This window comes from Pseudomonas sp. S3_B08 (assembly GCF_054667725.1).
Window position 1 is genome coordinate 3,279,625 of sequence record NZ_CP162750.1, and the last position, 13,418, is coordinate 3,293,042.

At 56.8% G+C, this 13,418-nt stretch carries 14 protein-coding genes; 9 read left to right on the forward strand and 5 right to left on the reverse strand.

Annotated features, from left to right (window positions below):
- Window positions 1–103: 103 nt before the first annotated feature.
- On the reverse strand, window positions 104–1,540 hold the full coding sequence (gene dcm, locus AB4N73_RS14825; RefSeq protein ID WP_460058877.1) for a DNA (cytosine-5-)-methyltransferase: 1,437 nt from the start codon (window positions 1,538–1,540) through the stop codon (window positions 104–106).
- Window positions 1,541–2,113: 573 nt separating this feature from the next.
- On the opposite strand from dcm, the gene AB4N73_RS14830 reads away from it, so the two are divergent.
- The gene (locus AB4N73_RS14830; RefSeq protein ID WP_252878742.1) at window positions 2,114–2,623 is read left to right on the forward strand and encodes a BRO-N domain-containing protein; all 510 of its coding nucleotides are present in this window, start codon (window positions 2,114–2,116) and stop codon (window positions 2,621–2,623) included.
- A 277-nt stretch (window positions 2,624–2,900) separates the two neighbouring features.
- Complete coding sequence (locus AB4N73_RS14835; RefSeq protein WP_460142242.1) at window positions 2,901–3,887, forward strand: hypothetical protein; 987 nt, start codon at window positions 2,901–2,903, stop codon at window positions 3,885–3,887.
- A 3-nt stretch (window positions 3,888–3,890) separates the two neighbouring features.
- Here AB4N73_RS14835 and AB4N73_RS14840 read toward each other — a convergent pair whose 3' ends face one another.
- Entirely contained in the window at window positions 3,891–4,580 is a 690-nt protein-coding gene (locus AB4N73_RS14840) for a DUF6933 domain-containing protein (protein ID WP_252878743.1), read from the reverse strand.
- A gap of 77 nt (window positions 4,581–4,657) precedes the next feature.
- Window positions 4,658–5,473, reverse strand: coding sequence for a sulfite exporter TauE/SafE family protein (locus AB4N73_RS14845; RefSeq protein ID WP_460142243.1), 816 nt, complete (start codon window positions 5,471–5,473; stop codon window positions 4,658–4,660).
- A 112-nt stretch (window positions 5,474–5,585) separates the two neighbouring features.
- Between AB4N73_RS14845 and AB4N73_RS14850 the strand changes: the two genes are divergently transcribed.
- Together AB4N73_RS14850 and AB4N73_RS14855 are read left to right on the forward strand one after the other, a co-directional pair.
- Window positions 5,586–6,353, forward strand: a complete 768-nt coding sequence (locus tag AB4N73_RS14850) for an AraC family transcriptional regulator (protein WP_460142244.1) — start codon at window positions 5,586–5,588, stop codon at window positions 6,351–6,353.
- A 93-nt stretch (window positions 6,354–6,446) separates the two neighbouring features.
- Window positions 6,447–6,764 (forward strand): helix-turn-helix domain-containing protein, encoded by a 318-nt coding sequence (locus AB4N73_RS14855; RefSeq protein ID WP_056788034.1) that lies wholly within the window; start codon window positions 6,447–6,449, stop codon window positions 6,762–6,764.
- A gap of 37 nt (window positions 6,765–6,801) precedes the next feature.
- On the opposite strand, the gene AB4N73_RS14860 is transcribed toward AB4N73_RS14855, so the two are convergent.
- Window positions 6,802–7,857, reverse strand: coding sequence for an MBL fold metallo-hydrolase (locus AB4N73_RS14860; RefSeq protein ID WP_460142245.1), 1,056 nt, complete (start codon window positions 7,855–7,857; stop codon window positions 6,802–6,804).
- Window positions 7,858–8,067: 210 nt separating this feature from the next.
- On the opposite strand from AB4N73_RS14860, the gene AB4N73_RS14865 reads away from it, so the two are divergent.
- The 3 genes from AB4N73_RS14865 to AB4N73_RS14875 all read left to right on the forward strand — a co-directional run bounded on the left by AB4N73_RS14865 (window position 8,068) and on the right by AB4N73_RS14875 (window position 10,864).
- Window positions 8,068–8,676, forward strand: coding sequence for a TetR/AcrR family transcriptional regulator (locus tag AB4N73_RS14865; protein WP_460142246.1), 609 nt, complete (start codon window positions 8,068–8,070; stop codon window positions 8,674–8,676).
- 232 nt (window positions 8,677–8,908) lie between these two features.
- On the forward strand, window positions 8,909–10,228 hold the full coding sequence (locus tag AB4N73_RS14870; RefSeq protein WP_056788027.1) for a methyl-accepting chemotaxis protein: 1,320 nt from the start codon (window positions 8,909–8,911) through the stop codon (window positions 10,226–10,228).
- Between the two features lie 114 nt (window positions 10,229–10,342).
- Window positions 10,343–10,864 (forward strand): DUF1003 domain-containing protein, encoded by a 522-nt coding sequence (locus AB4N73_RS14875; protein ID WP_041479221.1) that lies wholly within the window; start codon window positions 10,343–10,345, stop codon window positions 10,862–10,864.
- 108 nt (window positions 10,865–10,972) lie between these two features.
- Here the strand turns inward: AB4N73_RS14875 and AB4N73_RS14880 are convergent, their stop codons facing one another.
- Window positions 10,973–11,299: a DUF2025 family protein gene (locus AB4N73_RS14880; RefSeq protein WP_056788026.1), complete on the reverse strand. Its 327-nt coding sequence runs from the start codon at window positions 11,297–11,299 to the stop codon at window positions 10,973–10,975.
- A gap of 219 nt (window positions 11,300–11,518) precedes the next feature.
- Here AB4N73_RS14880 and AB4N73_RS14885 point away from each other — a divergent pair, with 219 nt between their 5' ends.
- On the forward strand, window positions 11,519–12,646 hold the full coding sequence (locus tag AB4N73_RS14885) for a glycerophosphodiester phosphodiesterase (protein WP_353188040.1): 1,128 nt from the start codon (window positions 11,519–11,521) through the stop codon (window positions 12,644–12,646).
- Window positions 12,647–12,802: 156 nt separating this feature from the next.
- Window positions 12,803–13,108 carry a PepSY domain-containing protein gene (locus AB4N73_RS14890; protein ID WP_016773566.1) on the forward strand — a complete coding sequence of 102 codons (306 nt, stop codon included), beginning with the start codon at window positions 12,803–12,805 and terminating at the stop codon, window positions 13,106–13,108.
- Window positions 13,109–13,418 lie beyond the last annotated feature (310 nt).

Genomic DNA, 13,418 nt, shown 5'->3' on the forward strand with positions numbered 1-13,418 from the left:
TAAGAGAAGCCTCAAGCGGAGGGATAATGTGATGTCGCAAAGCCCTGCAGCTGGTGCCAGGTCTTTGCGTATCAATCATCGAGAGCGAAGGCGGTGCGACTGATTACTCAGGAAGAGCAAACTCCAACTGCGGGCGTTCCTTGTCAGCAGTTTTTTCCTTCGCCGCCAAAATGCGGTCCTTCATCAAACGAGCCACCGCCTCAAAAACAGGAACCGCCACGGAATTACCAAACTGTCGATACGCTTGGGTATCGGATACAGGAATCACAAACTTGCTTTCTCCCGGCTTGTCAAAACCCATCAGACGCGAGCACTCGTGGGGTGTCAGTCGACGAGGGCGATGGAGTTGATTCAATTCACTGTTGAAGTCCAAGGTATCGACAAAGCCGCGGTCAACCAGGATTTCCGAACCATCCTTGTGATATCTCGCCGAGAGTGTACGAGCAACATCGTTTGGACGAGTCAGGCCAAAGCCAAAACCATTGCCTTTCTCACGATGCTTCTCCGCATACCGATAGAGGTAATCCCAAAGCTTCGGTGTAAGGATGTATTTTTCGTCCACTTCCTTATCAAGCAAGTCACCAAAGCTAGGTCGCTGCTTCGGTATGAGTTTACTGATGTCGCTCAGTGTGAATCCTTGGTGAACATTCAAGTCGCGTCGGAAGCCGACCAGCACGATTCGCTCACGATGCTGCGGCACAAAGTGTCTGGCATCAATGACCTTGGGGTCTGAGCCTTTTGGCGCGTTGACATCTGCAACCTCGTAGCCCAGTTCATCCAACGCTTCGCAGATGATCCGGAACGTATTGCCCTTGTCATGGCTTTTCAGGTTTTTCACATTTTCGAGCAAGAATGCGGCCGGGCGTTTCGCGGCAATTATCCGCGCCACGTCGAAAAACAGAGTGCCTTGGGTCTCGCACTCGAAACCGTGCTTACGCCCCAAGGAATTCTTCTTGGAAACACCTGCAAGCGAAAACGGCTGGCATGGAAAGCCTGCCAACAGAACATCGTGATCCGGAATTTCACGATCAATATTCTTGTAGGCTTCCTCGTCACTGATTTCGGGCTTGTCTGAAAGCGTGACCGAGCGGATATCGAGATTGAAGCGATGACGAGCAGGATCGCAGTAGTGGTTCGCCTTGTACGTTTTAACGGCGTACTTATTCCATTCGGATGTGAACAAGCACTCGCCACCGATGGCTTCAAACCCTTTCCTGATACCGCCAATGCCGGCAAAGAGATCGATAAAGGTAAATGAAGGTCTGTGGTTCAAGCGCTTGGGCAGCAGATCCTTCAGACGAGTGAACTCAATGTGAGAGAGCTTCGGCGAGGCCTTTCCCTTGATCCATCGATTGATGGTTTCACGGCACCAATGACTCGGGCTTACGTCGTTGAGAATTTCGGCCAGTTGCCCTTGGTCGTAGATCTCCAAGAGCTTGTGCAGCAGCGCTAGGTCAGTCACGGGATGAGTATCAGGCTCGTACGAACCCGAGGTTGTTTCGCTCAAGGATTCAAAAGACGGTGTTTCAAAAAGATTCATGAGCCCGATATTCCTCTGGGTCAAAGCTGTGACGAATGGTCGCCATTCTATCCCGCAAAACTTCAAAGTAAATGAAATTTCCTGGATTCCGTGAGACGAGTCGTGGCGACACGGACATGGGTATTGGGGGATTCAATGGCGATCAAATACTGGATATATACACAGCATAATTTACTCTGCGTCTTTGTCCAGGTTCCCTTTCGCATCAGGAACGGTAGGAAAAGTCGCTGGTTGACGACCATCCTTGAAGCCCCTACCCTCAGCTCCGAGCCTAAGAAACTCTACAAACCAGAGCGGTCTTCCGCACCCGATAGTCATGCGGCTTTTTTTCGTCTGCGGTTTCTCTACGCCTGCGAAAAATCCCGTTATGTCGGGAGTGGGCGAATACAAGACCCGAAAGGGGAATATGTCCGGCCCGTCTCTGGTGGGTTTCTTAGCTCCCGACACCCTAACGAATGCCCTAAGAAAGCAGCCAGAGGTAAATGGAAATGCCTGACTATCCAACCTTCATGATGAAGGTGAATCGCTGTACCAGCCGTTCGAATCACGTGCCTCTAGGTCAGGAGGCATGCCATGTCTGAACCACTTCTTCCTACTCGTTTCATCCGCAACAAAACCCACCTGCACGCCCTTCTGGTTGAGAATCAAGCATGGTTCTGTGTCCATGAGCTGGGCCGATTAATGGGCAAACATCTTGATGAGCGCCAATTGCGCAAACTCGACGCGGATCAGCGGCAGATGATGCGCGTAGAGACCTATGGCGAAGCTGAGGACCACATGATGGTGAGTGAGTCCGGCGTGTATGCCCTGTTGATATATCACTACTGTCCTGAGTATCGGCAGCTTCGTGAGTGGCTGACGCATCAGGTTGTGCCTACGCTGCGTGACGCTCGTCCGGCGCGAGCTGTAGAGCGGCCAACGCTGAGTGTTTTGAGCTGGCCGCAGATGTCGCTGAGTACTTTGCACTGGCAGGATGAGCCGTGGATTCGATTGCGGGATATGCCTTGTTTGCTCGCAGATAATTCGCTCAATCGCCATGAGTCCTGGTGGCGCAAGGCTTCGCGATTGTTGCGTGGAGGCTGATGGTTTCAGAAATCCGCTGTTTGAGTTTTCCAGCAGCGGATTTTTTGTGGCCAATAATCCTTGGGGCAGCTTCGCTGCCCAACGGGGATAAATCCCCTCACCACAATTGAAATGTGTTGCTGCCGGCCGGGAGTCGGGATTGGGTATTGAGTCGATGCCGAGAATCGCCAGCAGGCTACCTCCCACAAATCCCGCATCATCCTGAAAACAATCAGTGCAACCTACCCCGCCTCCCGCTATTAATACCCCTCCCCCACTCAAGGATCCGAGCCCCACCATGAAATTCGATCTCGCCTACTGCCTCAGCCTCGACGACAAGTTGTCGATCTATGACGTTCGCGATCTCAATTTCGATGAGACTGTGGCGTTTGACTCGGCGAAGGAACACTTCCTGTGCCCCAACGATGCCTGTCGCCCGGCGTTCGAGGCTTCCAACGAGTTGGGTACGTTCAACGCGAAGAATGTGAATTACGTGCGCACGCCGCACTTCAAGAATCTGCCCACGACGCAGCATGTGGCGGGTTGTCCGTATGTGAGTTTGAAGGCGTCGGCGTCTGGCGTTGAGACGGCGGATGGCGAGGTGGATGACGGGCGTGAGGAGCATTTCCCGTCGGAGTTATTGCTGACCCGGCGTGAGTATGTGCGCAAGCCTGTCGCGCCCGCGGGAGTGGCGGATGTGTTGCGCGATGATCCGGTTCGGGCGGCGGCGGACAGTGGTAAAGAGTCGGCGGGTCGTGAGTCGGCGCCGGACAAGACCAGTGTGTTTGCGCATCCGGTGGAGTGTTTTGTTTCCAACTTCGCCGACAAGGATTTGCTCAAGCGCATGCCGTTGAAGATTGGTGAGCATACGGCGCCGTATAGTTCGTTCTTCAAGAAGATCGAGTATCTGACGGACAACAAGGGGCTGATCTACTGGGGGCGGATCAAGAAGATCGAGGACTTCCACGGTGCCAGTTTTCGTATCGATTTCGAGGACAAGGTCTGGTTCAAGAAACCCGAAGACAGCAAGAAGAAGCCGTATCCGGTCAGCGTTTATCTGAACAAGAAGCTGATCGACAACTACCGCAAGCGCAAGGCGTTTCTGGAAGAGATCAAGCACGCTGTGGATAGCGACAAGGCGTTGTTCTGTTTCTTCTATGGGGTGACGCCGGAGTTGAAGCAGGTGCCCGGCAAGAAGAACCCCGAAAAACCTTTCGAGGTCTTCAATGCCAATATCGAGAACCTGGATCACTTCATTATTCGTGAAGCGCCGGGGTTGGAATGACGCTCAGTTGATGCGTGCCCCTTCTTCAAACGCTCGAATCTCCCGCTCCGCCTCCCTGCGTCGCTCAACTGCAGCCTGAACGCCCAGATCTTCCACTCCGCAATACTGGCGCAGCCAATGAGCGAGCATTTCTTCATCAGGGCGAAAGTAATCTTCTCGGTCCTTGGTGTTTCGAATTTGCGAGTTCATCCGCGCATCGAAACCGATAGCTGCACGTTCGCCTTGGGGCAAACAGCCCCACTCTGCCGCGCAATCCTCGAAAAACCAGGCGACTTGTTCGATGTGCTTTTGTGCGCTGCGATGGCCACGGCGATAAAAACGATACTCGCGACTCAGCTCGAGACGATCGGTCATTGTCCCCGCATCAACCCATTGCATGAGGTCATGATTGATTGCATCGCGGATCAGACCTTCGCGCCAACGCTCGTTAAACCACGCTACAAACCCTTCGGCGTCGGCCTTTTTGGCATCAGCCAGGATCACGCAATAGCGGGTTTTGATGTGCAGGACCAACAACACATGTTTGCGCTGCACAGTGATCGCATGAACCAACCACTGTTCGTCCGCGCCGTTCAGCTCATCATCCTCAATAACTGATGACGGCGGTTTGGTGTCCACCGGCGTGATCGTTTGGCCTTTATGAACACGGCTGAAAAACTTGCTGGCGGCTTCGGTGCAATTGAAGATCAACATCCTGGTTCTCTGCTGAAGACTGGAGGGCAACGCTCTGCCGCCGATTCTGATTTCTTTCGCCTGCGCCAATCAACGATTCATTTGAGCGAAATGCTCAGCAGCACCACGATCAGCAAACCAATATAGATCCAGGCATGCACCCGATCCGGTATCAGCCCAATCCATCGCGAAGCCAATCTGATCCCCAGCAACGAGCCAACCGTCAGCAGCGCAAACGCCAGCACATCGACATACCCGATATACCAAACGCCCAAATCAGACTCAGTGAAACCGGCCTGCGCCATGTACGTCAAAGTCCCCGCCAACGCCACCGGGACGCTGAGCGGATTGGCCATGGAGGTCGCTTGCGACATGCTCAGCCCGCAGCGGCGCAGCAGCGGCACGGTCATGACGCTTCCTCCTACACCTAGGAAGGTCGCGATGGCGCCGATGCCTGCGCCGCCGGCGGATGTTTCCGTCGTGGTCAGTCGCCGTGGGATTGTCGTCTGGGACTGGGTGAGAAATCCGCGACGCAGCAGGCAATCGACGATGGTCACGCCCAGGTAGGCGATGAAGGCGTAGCGAATCACTTGGCCGCTGACCCACATCGCAGCGATGGCGCCGACGACCGCGCCCACGCCGATAAACCCGCCCAATGGCCAGAGGTAGTCCCGGAGCAGATTGCCGGCGCGTTGGTGTTTGCGTGTGGCGATCAAGGCGTTGACGATCATCACGCAGGTCGAGGTGGCCACGGCGATGTGCATGGCCGACTGGGCAATGGGGTCGTCAGCTGCGTGGCTGGCGGTGAGCATGCGATAGAGCAGCGGCACGATGACGAAGCCGCCGCCGAAACCGAAAAGCACGGCGCTGATGCCGGCGAGGCAACCGAACAATGTAAGCAGGAGGTAGAACATGGTGGGCGTCCAGGATCGGGGGAGCCCAGGACATTAGAGCGTGATGCACTGGCCGGCTTCAGTAGTTGGGCCAATAATGTTCGCGTTTACGCCAATCACTGGAACACGCCTGATGCGCAATATTTCGATCAATCAGCTTGATGACACGCCTCGCCCGGTCGTGGCCATCGGTACCGATTATTCCCACGGCCACCTACTCCCGTTTCATACGCATCGCCGTGGGCAATTGCTTTACGGCACCACCGGCGTGATGCAAGTCAGCACTCGGAACGGTAATTGGGTGGTGCCGCCGCAACGCGCGGTGTGGATTCCGCCGGGCGTGGCCCATGAGGTATTGATGCTCGGGGTAAGCACGCGCAGTGTGTATATCGAGCCGGGAAACGTGGAATTGGGGCCGGACTGCCAAGTGCTCAACGTGTCGCCGCTGCTGCGGCATTTGTTGATGGACGCGGTGGACGTGCCACTGATGTACGACCAGGGCGGACGCGACGGTGTGCTGATCAACTTGCTGTTGCATGAACTGACACGCAGCGCGCCCCTTGCCCTACACATCCCCATGCCAGCCGAAGGAAAGCTCCTCAGTCTGTGTCAGACCTTTCTGAACATGCCCAATACCCATCAATCGCCGCAGGATTGGGCCGACCAGTTACACATAAGCTTGCGTACCTTTAACAGATTGTTTCGGCAGCAGACCGGGCTCAGCTTTCGTCAGTGGCGCCAGCAGGCGTGCGTCGTGCAGGCGTTGGCACGGTTGGCGGCGGGGGAAGCGGTGACGCGGATTGCCCTGGACTTCGGCTACGAGAGCCCGGCGGCGTTTTCGACGATGTTTCGGCGAGTGCTGGGACAGGCACCGTCCGTCTGGTTGGAGCCGAAGAACTAGGCAAACTCGAAAAATGCATTTGATCCCGGCCGAAAACAACTGTACAAAAACACAGTACATTTTCAATCAGCACTTTTGAGCCCGGAGCACACCATGGCCTCTCTTGCGATGAACCACGTCCTCGAACGCATTGCCCTTTTCCAGTTCACCCCGACCCACTGCGTCCAGGCCCGCGCCATGCTGGGCTGGAGCGTTGAACAACTGTCGCGCGAGGCCGAGGTGGCGGTGGCAGATATCCAGCGGTTCGAAGCGCAGCAGGACGTGGCGGACGCCGCGAGACTGGCACTGGCTTATCGGTTTGAAGCGCAGGGGTTGGTGTTCTTTCCGGGGTTCGCACCGGGGCGCAGTGTCAGGGCGCAGGGTATGGCAGGGGAATCGGTGGGGCGTGGGGATTTTGCGATGGCTGATTAAGCTGGCGAGGGGGACGCCCCTCACCAACTGAACGGATTCATGCGTTCTGTACCACCGCATCACTCTCCTCTTCAACCGCCATCCACCACGCACTCCCCCGTTGTGGATGCGCAATGTTGAACGCCTCCCCCATTCGCGGTGTGGTAATCGCGATACTGCGTTCCCATGCAAGCGCAAGGATGCGGTCGAAGGGTTCGTGCCAGGCGTGCATGGCCAGGTCGAAGGTGCCGTTGTGGATCGGGAAGAGCCAGCGGCCCTTGAGGTCGATGTGGGCTTGCAGGGTTTCTTCCGGCTGCATGTGCACGTGCGGCCATTCGACGTTGTAGGCGCCGGTTTCCATCAGGGTCAGGTCGAACGGGCCGTATTGTTCGCCGATGCGTTTGAAGCCATCGAAGTAACCGCTGTCGCCGCTGAAGAAGATTCGTGTGTCGGCGTCGATCATCACCCAGGACGCCCACAGCGTGCTGTTACCGTCGAACAGGCCACGGCCGGAGAAGTGCTGCGATGGGGTTGCGATGAAGCGGACACCGGCGATTTCGGTGCCCTGCCACCAGTCGTACTGGCGCACCTTGCTGGCGTCGATGCCCCATTTGATCAGGGTGTCGCCCACGCCCAGCGGAGTCAGGAAGTAAGTGGTTTTGGCGGCGAGTTTGAGTACCGCTTCGTAGTCGAGATGGTCGTAATGGTTGTGCGAGAGGATCACCGCTTCGATCGGTGGCAGTTCGTCGATGCTGATCGGTGGCTGATGAAAACGTTTCGGACCCGCCCATTGCACCGGCGAGGCGCGCTCGGCGAAGACCGGGTCGGTGATCCAGAATTTGTCGCGCATCTTAAGCAACAGCGTCGAGTGCCCCAAGCGGTAAACGCTGTGATTGGGCGCTGCGAGCAGATCTTCACGGGTCAGCGGCTGCACAGGAATGGCGGCGCTCGGACGGGTGTCGCGCGGTTTGTGGAAAATCATGTTCCACATGATCCGCAGCATTTTGCGTAGCCCTTCGCGCTGTACCGGCGCATGATTGCGAAACAGCCCTTGATCCTGGCGCGAGGCTTCAGGCGTGGGAGTGTTATCCGGGAGAGAGACTGGATTGGCCATGACTGAACGACTCCGAAAAACCGTGTGCTGCACGGTATTCCATGGGAAATGAAAATGGCCAAGCTGCACGCAAGGGCCAAACGCTCTGGTTTGTAAGGTGCGAGGATTAACGCAACATTACACTGAGCGGTGTAGTTTCTAGGTTGCATCAAAGCCGACGCCAAGTAAACTGCCGAGTGTAATTTCATTCCTCTCTGCCGAAGCCCGCTCATGACCGCTCCACAACGCCTCACTGACCGCAAACGCGAAGCCATCATCCAGGCGGCCATCTCCGAATTCCGTGCCCACGGTTTCGAAATCACCAGCATGGACAAGATCGCCGCTACGGCCGGCGTGTCGAAGCGTACGGTGTACAACCACTTCCCCAGCAAGGAAGAGCTGTTCGCCGAGATCCTGAATCAGTTGTGGGCGCGGATCATTGCCGAGCCATCGGTGAGCTACAACCGCGAGCAACCACTGCATGAGCAGCTGCGCCTGATGCTGCGAGAAAAAGTGCAGATGATGGCTGACGAGAATTTTCTCACCCTCGCCCGGGTAGCGATTGCCGCAACCATTCATTCCCCTGAACGTGCGCAGAATATGATCGAGCGCATGGGCGAGCGCGAGGAAGGCCTGACCGTCTGGATACGCGCGGCGCAAGCCGACGGACGGCTCAAACCGGTGGATCCGGAATTTGCCGCGCATCAAGTACAAGGTTTGCTCAAGGCATTCGCGTTCTGGCCGCAGATCTCGCTGGGTCGCGCGGCCCTTGATCCAGACGCGCAGAATGCAGTTGCCGAGTCGGCGCTGGAGATGTTCCTGGCACTGTATCAGCGGTGAATCACCGGCTCGTCGAGCCGTGTACAACTAATTTCGTAAAAAGTTATACAACCTCGCGAAAAATTCCCTTCTTGTACAACTTTATTAAGTTTTGTATAAGTAGCCATCTGCCAGTAACGGAACGTTGGCATTGAGCAGTCACCACCGAATGCCGCCTGTGCATTTCGGTTTGCCGGCGCAGGAATAGGGACTGAATCCTTTTGATTTTCCCCACTTCCCGAGTATCGCAAGCATGTTTTTCAATCGCCAGAAAGCCGCCCTCGCTGAACTGCAACACACCGTTTTTGACCAGGCCGCGATGCTCGAAGCGATCAACCGTTCGATGGCGGTGATCGAGTTCGATCTTGATGGCGTGGTGTTGCGTGCCAATGACAATTTCCTCAAGACCATGGGTTACACGGCTGCCCAAGCGATTGGTCAGCCGCACCGGCATTTCTGCACACCTGAGTTCGGGCGCAGTGCCCAATACACCGAGTTGTGGTCGCGCCTGAAAAACGGTCAGTTCCAGTCCGGCACTTTTGAACGGGTCGACAGCAAAGGCCAGCCGATCTGGCTGGAGGCCAGTTACAACCCGATCAAGGATGCGTCGGGACGGGTGATCAAAGTGGTCAAGTACGCGATGGATGTCACCGCCAAGGTGCAGCAGGAGAACGAGGCCAACGCCAAGCTGCAGGCGATCGATCGCGCGATGGCGGTGATCGAGTTCGATCTCGACGGCAATATTCTTACCGCCAACCAGAATTTTCTCACGCGCATGGGTTACAGCCTCGCAGAGCTCAAGGGCCAGCATCACCGCCTGTTCTGCACGCCGGCGCTGGTCAACAGCGGCGCCTATCAGGATTTCTGGCGCCGCCTGAATCAGGGCGAGTTCTTCCACGGGCAGTTCGAGCGCGTGGATAAGCGCGGTCAGATCGTCTGGCTGGAGGCCAATTACAACCCGGTGTACGACGCTTCGGGGCGCTTGTACAAAGTCGTGAAGTTCGCGTCTGACGTCACCGCCCGTGTCGAGCAGCACGAGCAGGACGCGCGCAGTGCCAGCACCGCTTACCACATCTCGGTAGCAACGCGAAAAGTCGCCGAGCAAGGCACGCAAGTGATTCAGCAGGCTGCCAGCGAAATGCGCGAAATCGCCGAGGACATCAGCCAATCTTCGACGTTGATTGCACAACTGGGCGACCGTTCCGAGCAGATCACCGCCATCGTCAACACCATCCGCGCGATCGCCGATCAGACTAATCTGCTCGCCCTCAACGCGGCCATCGAGGCGGCACGCGCCGGTGAACAGGGTCGCGGGTTTGCCGTGGTCGCCGATGAAGTGCGGCAACTGGCAGCGCGCACCAGCGGCTCTACTGCCGAGATCTCGAACATGATCAGTCTGATCCAGAGTGAAACGCGGCAAGCGATCAAAAGCATGCAAGGCACCCGCGACCGCGCCGCAGAAGGTGTGGAATTGGCCAATCAGGCCGGCACGGTGATTCTGCAGATTCGCGACGGCGCCAGTGAGGCGGTGGATGCGGTGAGCATGTTTGCCAATGAGCGGGTGCCGAATTGAGGTTTGTGCAGGGTCGATAGAACGAGTCGCGACCTTCGTGGGCAGCCCGCGAAGGTCGGCAGCCACAACGCAGAGCTATAGTGACGACACGTCCCAAGCCCCGCCGAGTGCCCCATGAATAACGAAAAACCCGAAGTATCCAACGCCCCGATCGATCACCTGCGCTTTCACCGCCCCCACGCCCACCTGAATACGACCTTCGGCAACGATGCCTTCGCCCTGCGCGCCGAAGCCTTTGCGCGGTTCTTCGGCACGCCGCTGTTCCTTGGCGCGCAAACCTTGATCGTTGCGGTATGGATCGGCCTCAACGTATGGGGCGTGACTCAATTCGACGTCTACCCGTTCATCCTGCTGAACCTGGCCTTCAGCCTGCAGGCGGCCTACGCCGCGCCATTGATCCTGCTTGCACAAACCCGTCAGGCCGCGCGCGACAAAGCGCAGGCCGACGCCGATGCGCAGCACCGCGAAGCTCTGGCATTGGCCAATACCGAACGTCAGGCAGAGGCGGCGAAGAATTCCGCGCAATTGCTGGCATTGCTGGAACAAAACACCCGCCTTACCGAAATGACGAAAACCCTCACCGAGCGCATCGAAGGACTGACCAGCGAGTTGCACGCTCACGTGTGCCAGAACTAAGGTCGCCTTCGCGAGCAGGCTCGCTCCCACATTGGATCTGTGGCGTTCACGAAATCCCTGTGGGAGCGAGCCTGCTCGCGAAGAGGCCCGCAACCACACAGCAAAACTTCAACCGCGCACCAGACTCCGCACCGCAACAATCTCCGGCACTTCAACCTTGCTCATGTAAACCCGTAAGGGTTCGGTGATGTTGATGCGGTCGTCGATGTGTTGATCGAGCAGCAACTGAATCAACTCGCGCTTGAGCGTCATGGTGGTTTCCGACGCCCTCGCCCAGACGAATTCACTGGCCGGGATGATGCCGTCGTCGGCCACGTCCATGCCGAACGAATCTTCGCTGAAGCGCACGATGTATTGGCCGGTCTTGCGATTGAGGCCGACGAAGCCTTTGAGATCGTCGGCGGCCTGGCAGATGAGTTGGGAGGTGATGCGCATGGTAAACCTCACGAAAGATGATGATGGTTTACACGCAGGGCAACGCAGCGGTGCGCCCTCTGCCGGGGCGTCTGCCGTGGGCAAGCGTACTGCAAACAGCGCCACAAAAGTGCAGGAAATTTCCGTTTTGCTCGCTTTATGTCGGTCTGGCGATAGCCCTGCGGCGCGTCAATTGTTAAAAGGTACGTCTCGAAAAAAACCTGCGAAAGGAACTCGACCATGCCTGCCACTTTTACCCGAAGCGCTCTGGTGCTGAGTCTGTTGTTCGGCCTCGGTCAGGCGCATGCCGCCAGCCATCCCGAGCCCAAGGCAATCGCTGCCGCCCATGGCATTCCGCATCCTGCGGTGATCGCCCACCGTGGCGCGTCGTTCGATGCCCCGGAATCCACCGCTGCGGCCTACAAACTGGCCCGTGACCTCGGCGCCGATTACCTGGAAATGGATTTGCAGCGCAGCAAGGACGGCGTGCTCTTCGCCCTGCACGACGACAACCTGCAACGCACCACCGACGTCGCCAGCAAATTCCCCGAGCGCAAGGACAGCCCGGCCACCGCGTTCACCATGGCCGAACTGAAAACCCTCGATGCCGGCAGCTGGTTCAACACCAAATACCCTGACCGCGCACGCCCGTCCTACGCCGGGCTGAAAATTCTTACCCTCGATGAAATCATCGACATCGCCCGCGCCAACCCGCAGCACAAGCCGGGCCTGTACATCGAAACCAAAGAGCCGCAGCTGTTTCCCGGCATCGAACATGACCTGAAGGAAAAACTGCAGGATCGCGGCTGGCTGAGCCCGGCCGGTTCGAAACTGGCGAAAAGTGCGCTGGGCGTCGGTCAGGGCAAAGGCAAGGTGATCCTGCAGACCTTCGATAAGAACAGCCTGCAATTGCTGGAAAAGGAAATGCCGCAAGTGCCGAAGATCCTGCTGTTGTGGGTCGGCGAAGGCAGCATCGAGCCTAAATCTGCGGTGACGTTTGCCGCCTCCGGCGAGAAAGACAAAAACGTTTTCTACGGCAAGCAGGAGCCAAAATCCGAAGCGGAATTCAAGCAATGGGTCGATTACGCCAAGGCCCAGGGCGCGATCGGCACCGGCCCTTCCGCGAAGCTGACCCATGGTGGTGACCAGAGTTACTCCGACCTGGTGCAGCCATGGATGAATCAGTACACCCACGATCAGGGCATGCTGGTGCATGTTTATACGGTCGACGAGGCGGTGGACTACGAGAAAGTCATGGCGGCGGGTGTCGACGGCATCTTTACCAACCGCGCCAGTGAACTGTTGAAGTTTTATAAGCGTCCGGCGGCTGGCAGCATTGACGATGTTTTGAAGAAGAACGGTTTCTGATTTGTAATCGAGTCGCCTGCTTCGCGATCAGGCTCGTTCGCGCAAAGAGCAGTTTTATCGCGGAGCAGAGATTTAAGGGTGAATTAAGTTGCGCTGGTTAATCTGAACCCACTTACACAGATCAACCACTTCAACGCACTGCCAAGGAATGAACCGATGAAAACTTTGACTGCCCTGTTTACCGCCGCTGCCCTGACCCTCACCGCTGGCCTGGCTCAGGCTGATGTTCGCATCGACCAGATCCCGCAACTGGTCAAGGACGGCAAGATCAAGTCGCTGGAATCGATGAACGCCGAAGCACTGAAACTGCACCCGGGCGCAACGATTACCGACACCGACCTGGATAACCACTTCAATGGTTATGAGTATGAAGTTGAACTTAAAACTGCTGACGGCAAAGAGTTCGACGTGGACTTTGATGCCACCACCGGTAAAGTGCTGAGCGACAAGCAAGATACTTGATAGACCGCTGTTAAAGAGCCGCACGATTTAGGATCGTGCGGTTTTTTTATGATTTGCGTTTGGCTTTGTTGATGAGTTGTCAGTGAAAACTTTACCCCCTCACCCCAGCCCTCTCCCCCAAGGGGGCGAGGGGGAAAGGGAGCAGATCGGGCAAATTTCGGAGCCTGAGTACGCCTCAAAATTAAAAAGCCATCACAAACGACTACCAGCCTGAGTACGCCTCGGCATTTCAGGTCGGCGAATCTCGAACAATCAACACGGTCAGTCCCCTCTCCCTCTGGGAGAAGGTTAGGGTGAGGGGCTGACAAAC

Bases quoted from the DNA above. Each gene is read 5' to 3' on its own strand.
- dcm (WP_460058877.1), bottom strand. From the start codon at position 1,540: ATGAATCTTTTTGAAACACCGTCTTTTGAATCCTTGAGCGAAACAACC.
- AB4N73_RS14830 (WP_252878742.1), top strand. From the start codon at position 2,114: ATGTCTGAACCACTTCTTCCTACTCGTTTCATCCGCAACAAAACCCAC.
- AB4N73_RS14835 (WP_460142242.1), top strand. From the start codon at position 2,901: ATGAAATTCGATCTCGCCTACTGCCTCAGCCTCGACGACAAGTTGTCG.
- AB4N73_RS14840 (WP_252878743.1), bottom strand. From the start codon at position 4,580: ATGTTGATCTTCAATTGCACCGAAGCCGCCAGCAAGTTTTTCAGCCGT.
- AB4N73_RS14845 (WP_460142243.1), bottom strand. From the start codon at position 5,473: ATGTTCTACCTCCTGCTTACATTGTTCGGTTGCCTCGCCGGCATCAGC.
- AB4N73_RS14850 (WP_460142244.1), top strand. From the start codon at position 5,586: ATGCGCAATATTTCGATCAATCAGCTTGATGACACGCCTCGCCCGGTC.
- AB4N73_RS14855 (WP_056788034.1), top strand. From the start codon at position 6,447: ATGGCCTCTCTTGCGATGAACCACGTCCTCGAACGCATTGCCCTTTTC.
- AB4N73_RS14860 (WP_460142245.1), bottom strand. From the start codon at position 7,857: ATGGCCAATCCAGTCTCTCTCCCGGATAACACTCCCACGCCTGAAGCC.
- AB4N73_RS14865 (WP_460142246.1), top strand. From the start codon at position 8,068: ATGACCGCTCCACAACGCCTCACTGACCGCAAACGCGAAGCCATCATC.
- AB4N73_RS14870 (WP_056788027.1), top strand. From the start codon at position 8,909: ATGTTTTTCAATCGCCAGAAAGCCGCCCTCGCTGAACTGCAACACACC.
- AB4N73_RS14875 (WP_041479221.1), top strand. From the start codon at position 10,343: ATGAATAACGAAAAACCCGAAGTATCCAACGCCCCGATCGATCACCTG.
- AB4N73_RS14880 (WP_056788026.1), bottom strand. From the start codon at position 11,299: ATGCGCATCACCTCCCAACTCATCTGCCAGGCCGCCGACGATCTCAAA.
- AB4N73_RS14885 (WP_353188040.1), top strand. From the start codon at position 11,519: ATGCCTGCCACTTTTACCCGAAGCGCTCTGGTGCTGAGTCTGTTGTTC.
- AB4N73_RS14890 (WP_016773566.1), top strand. From the start codon at position 12,803: ATGAAAACTTTGACTGCCCTGTTTACCGCCGCTGCCCTGACCCTCACC.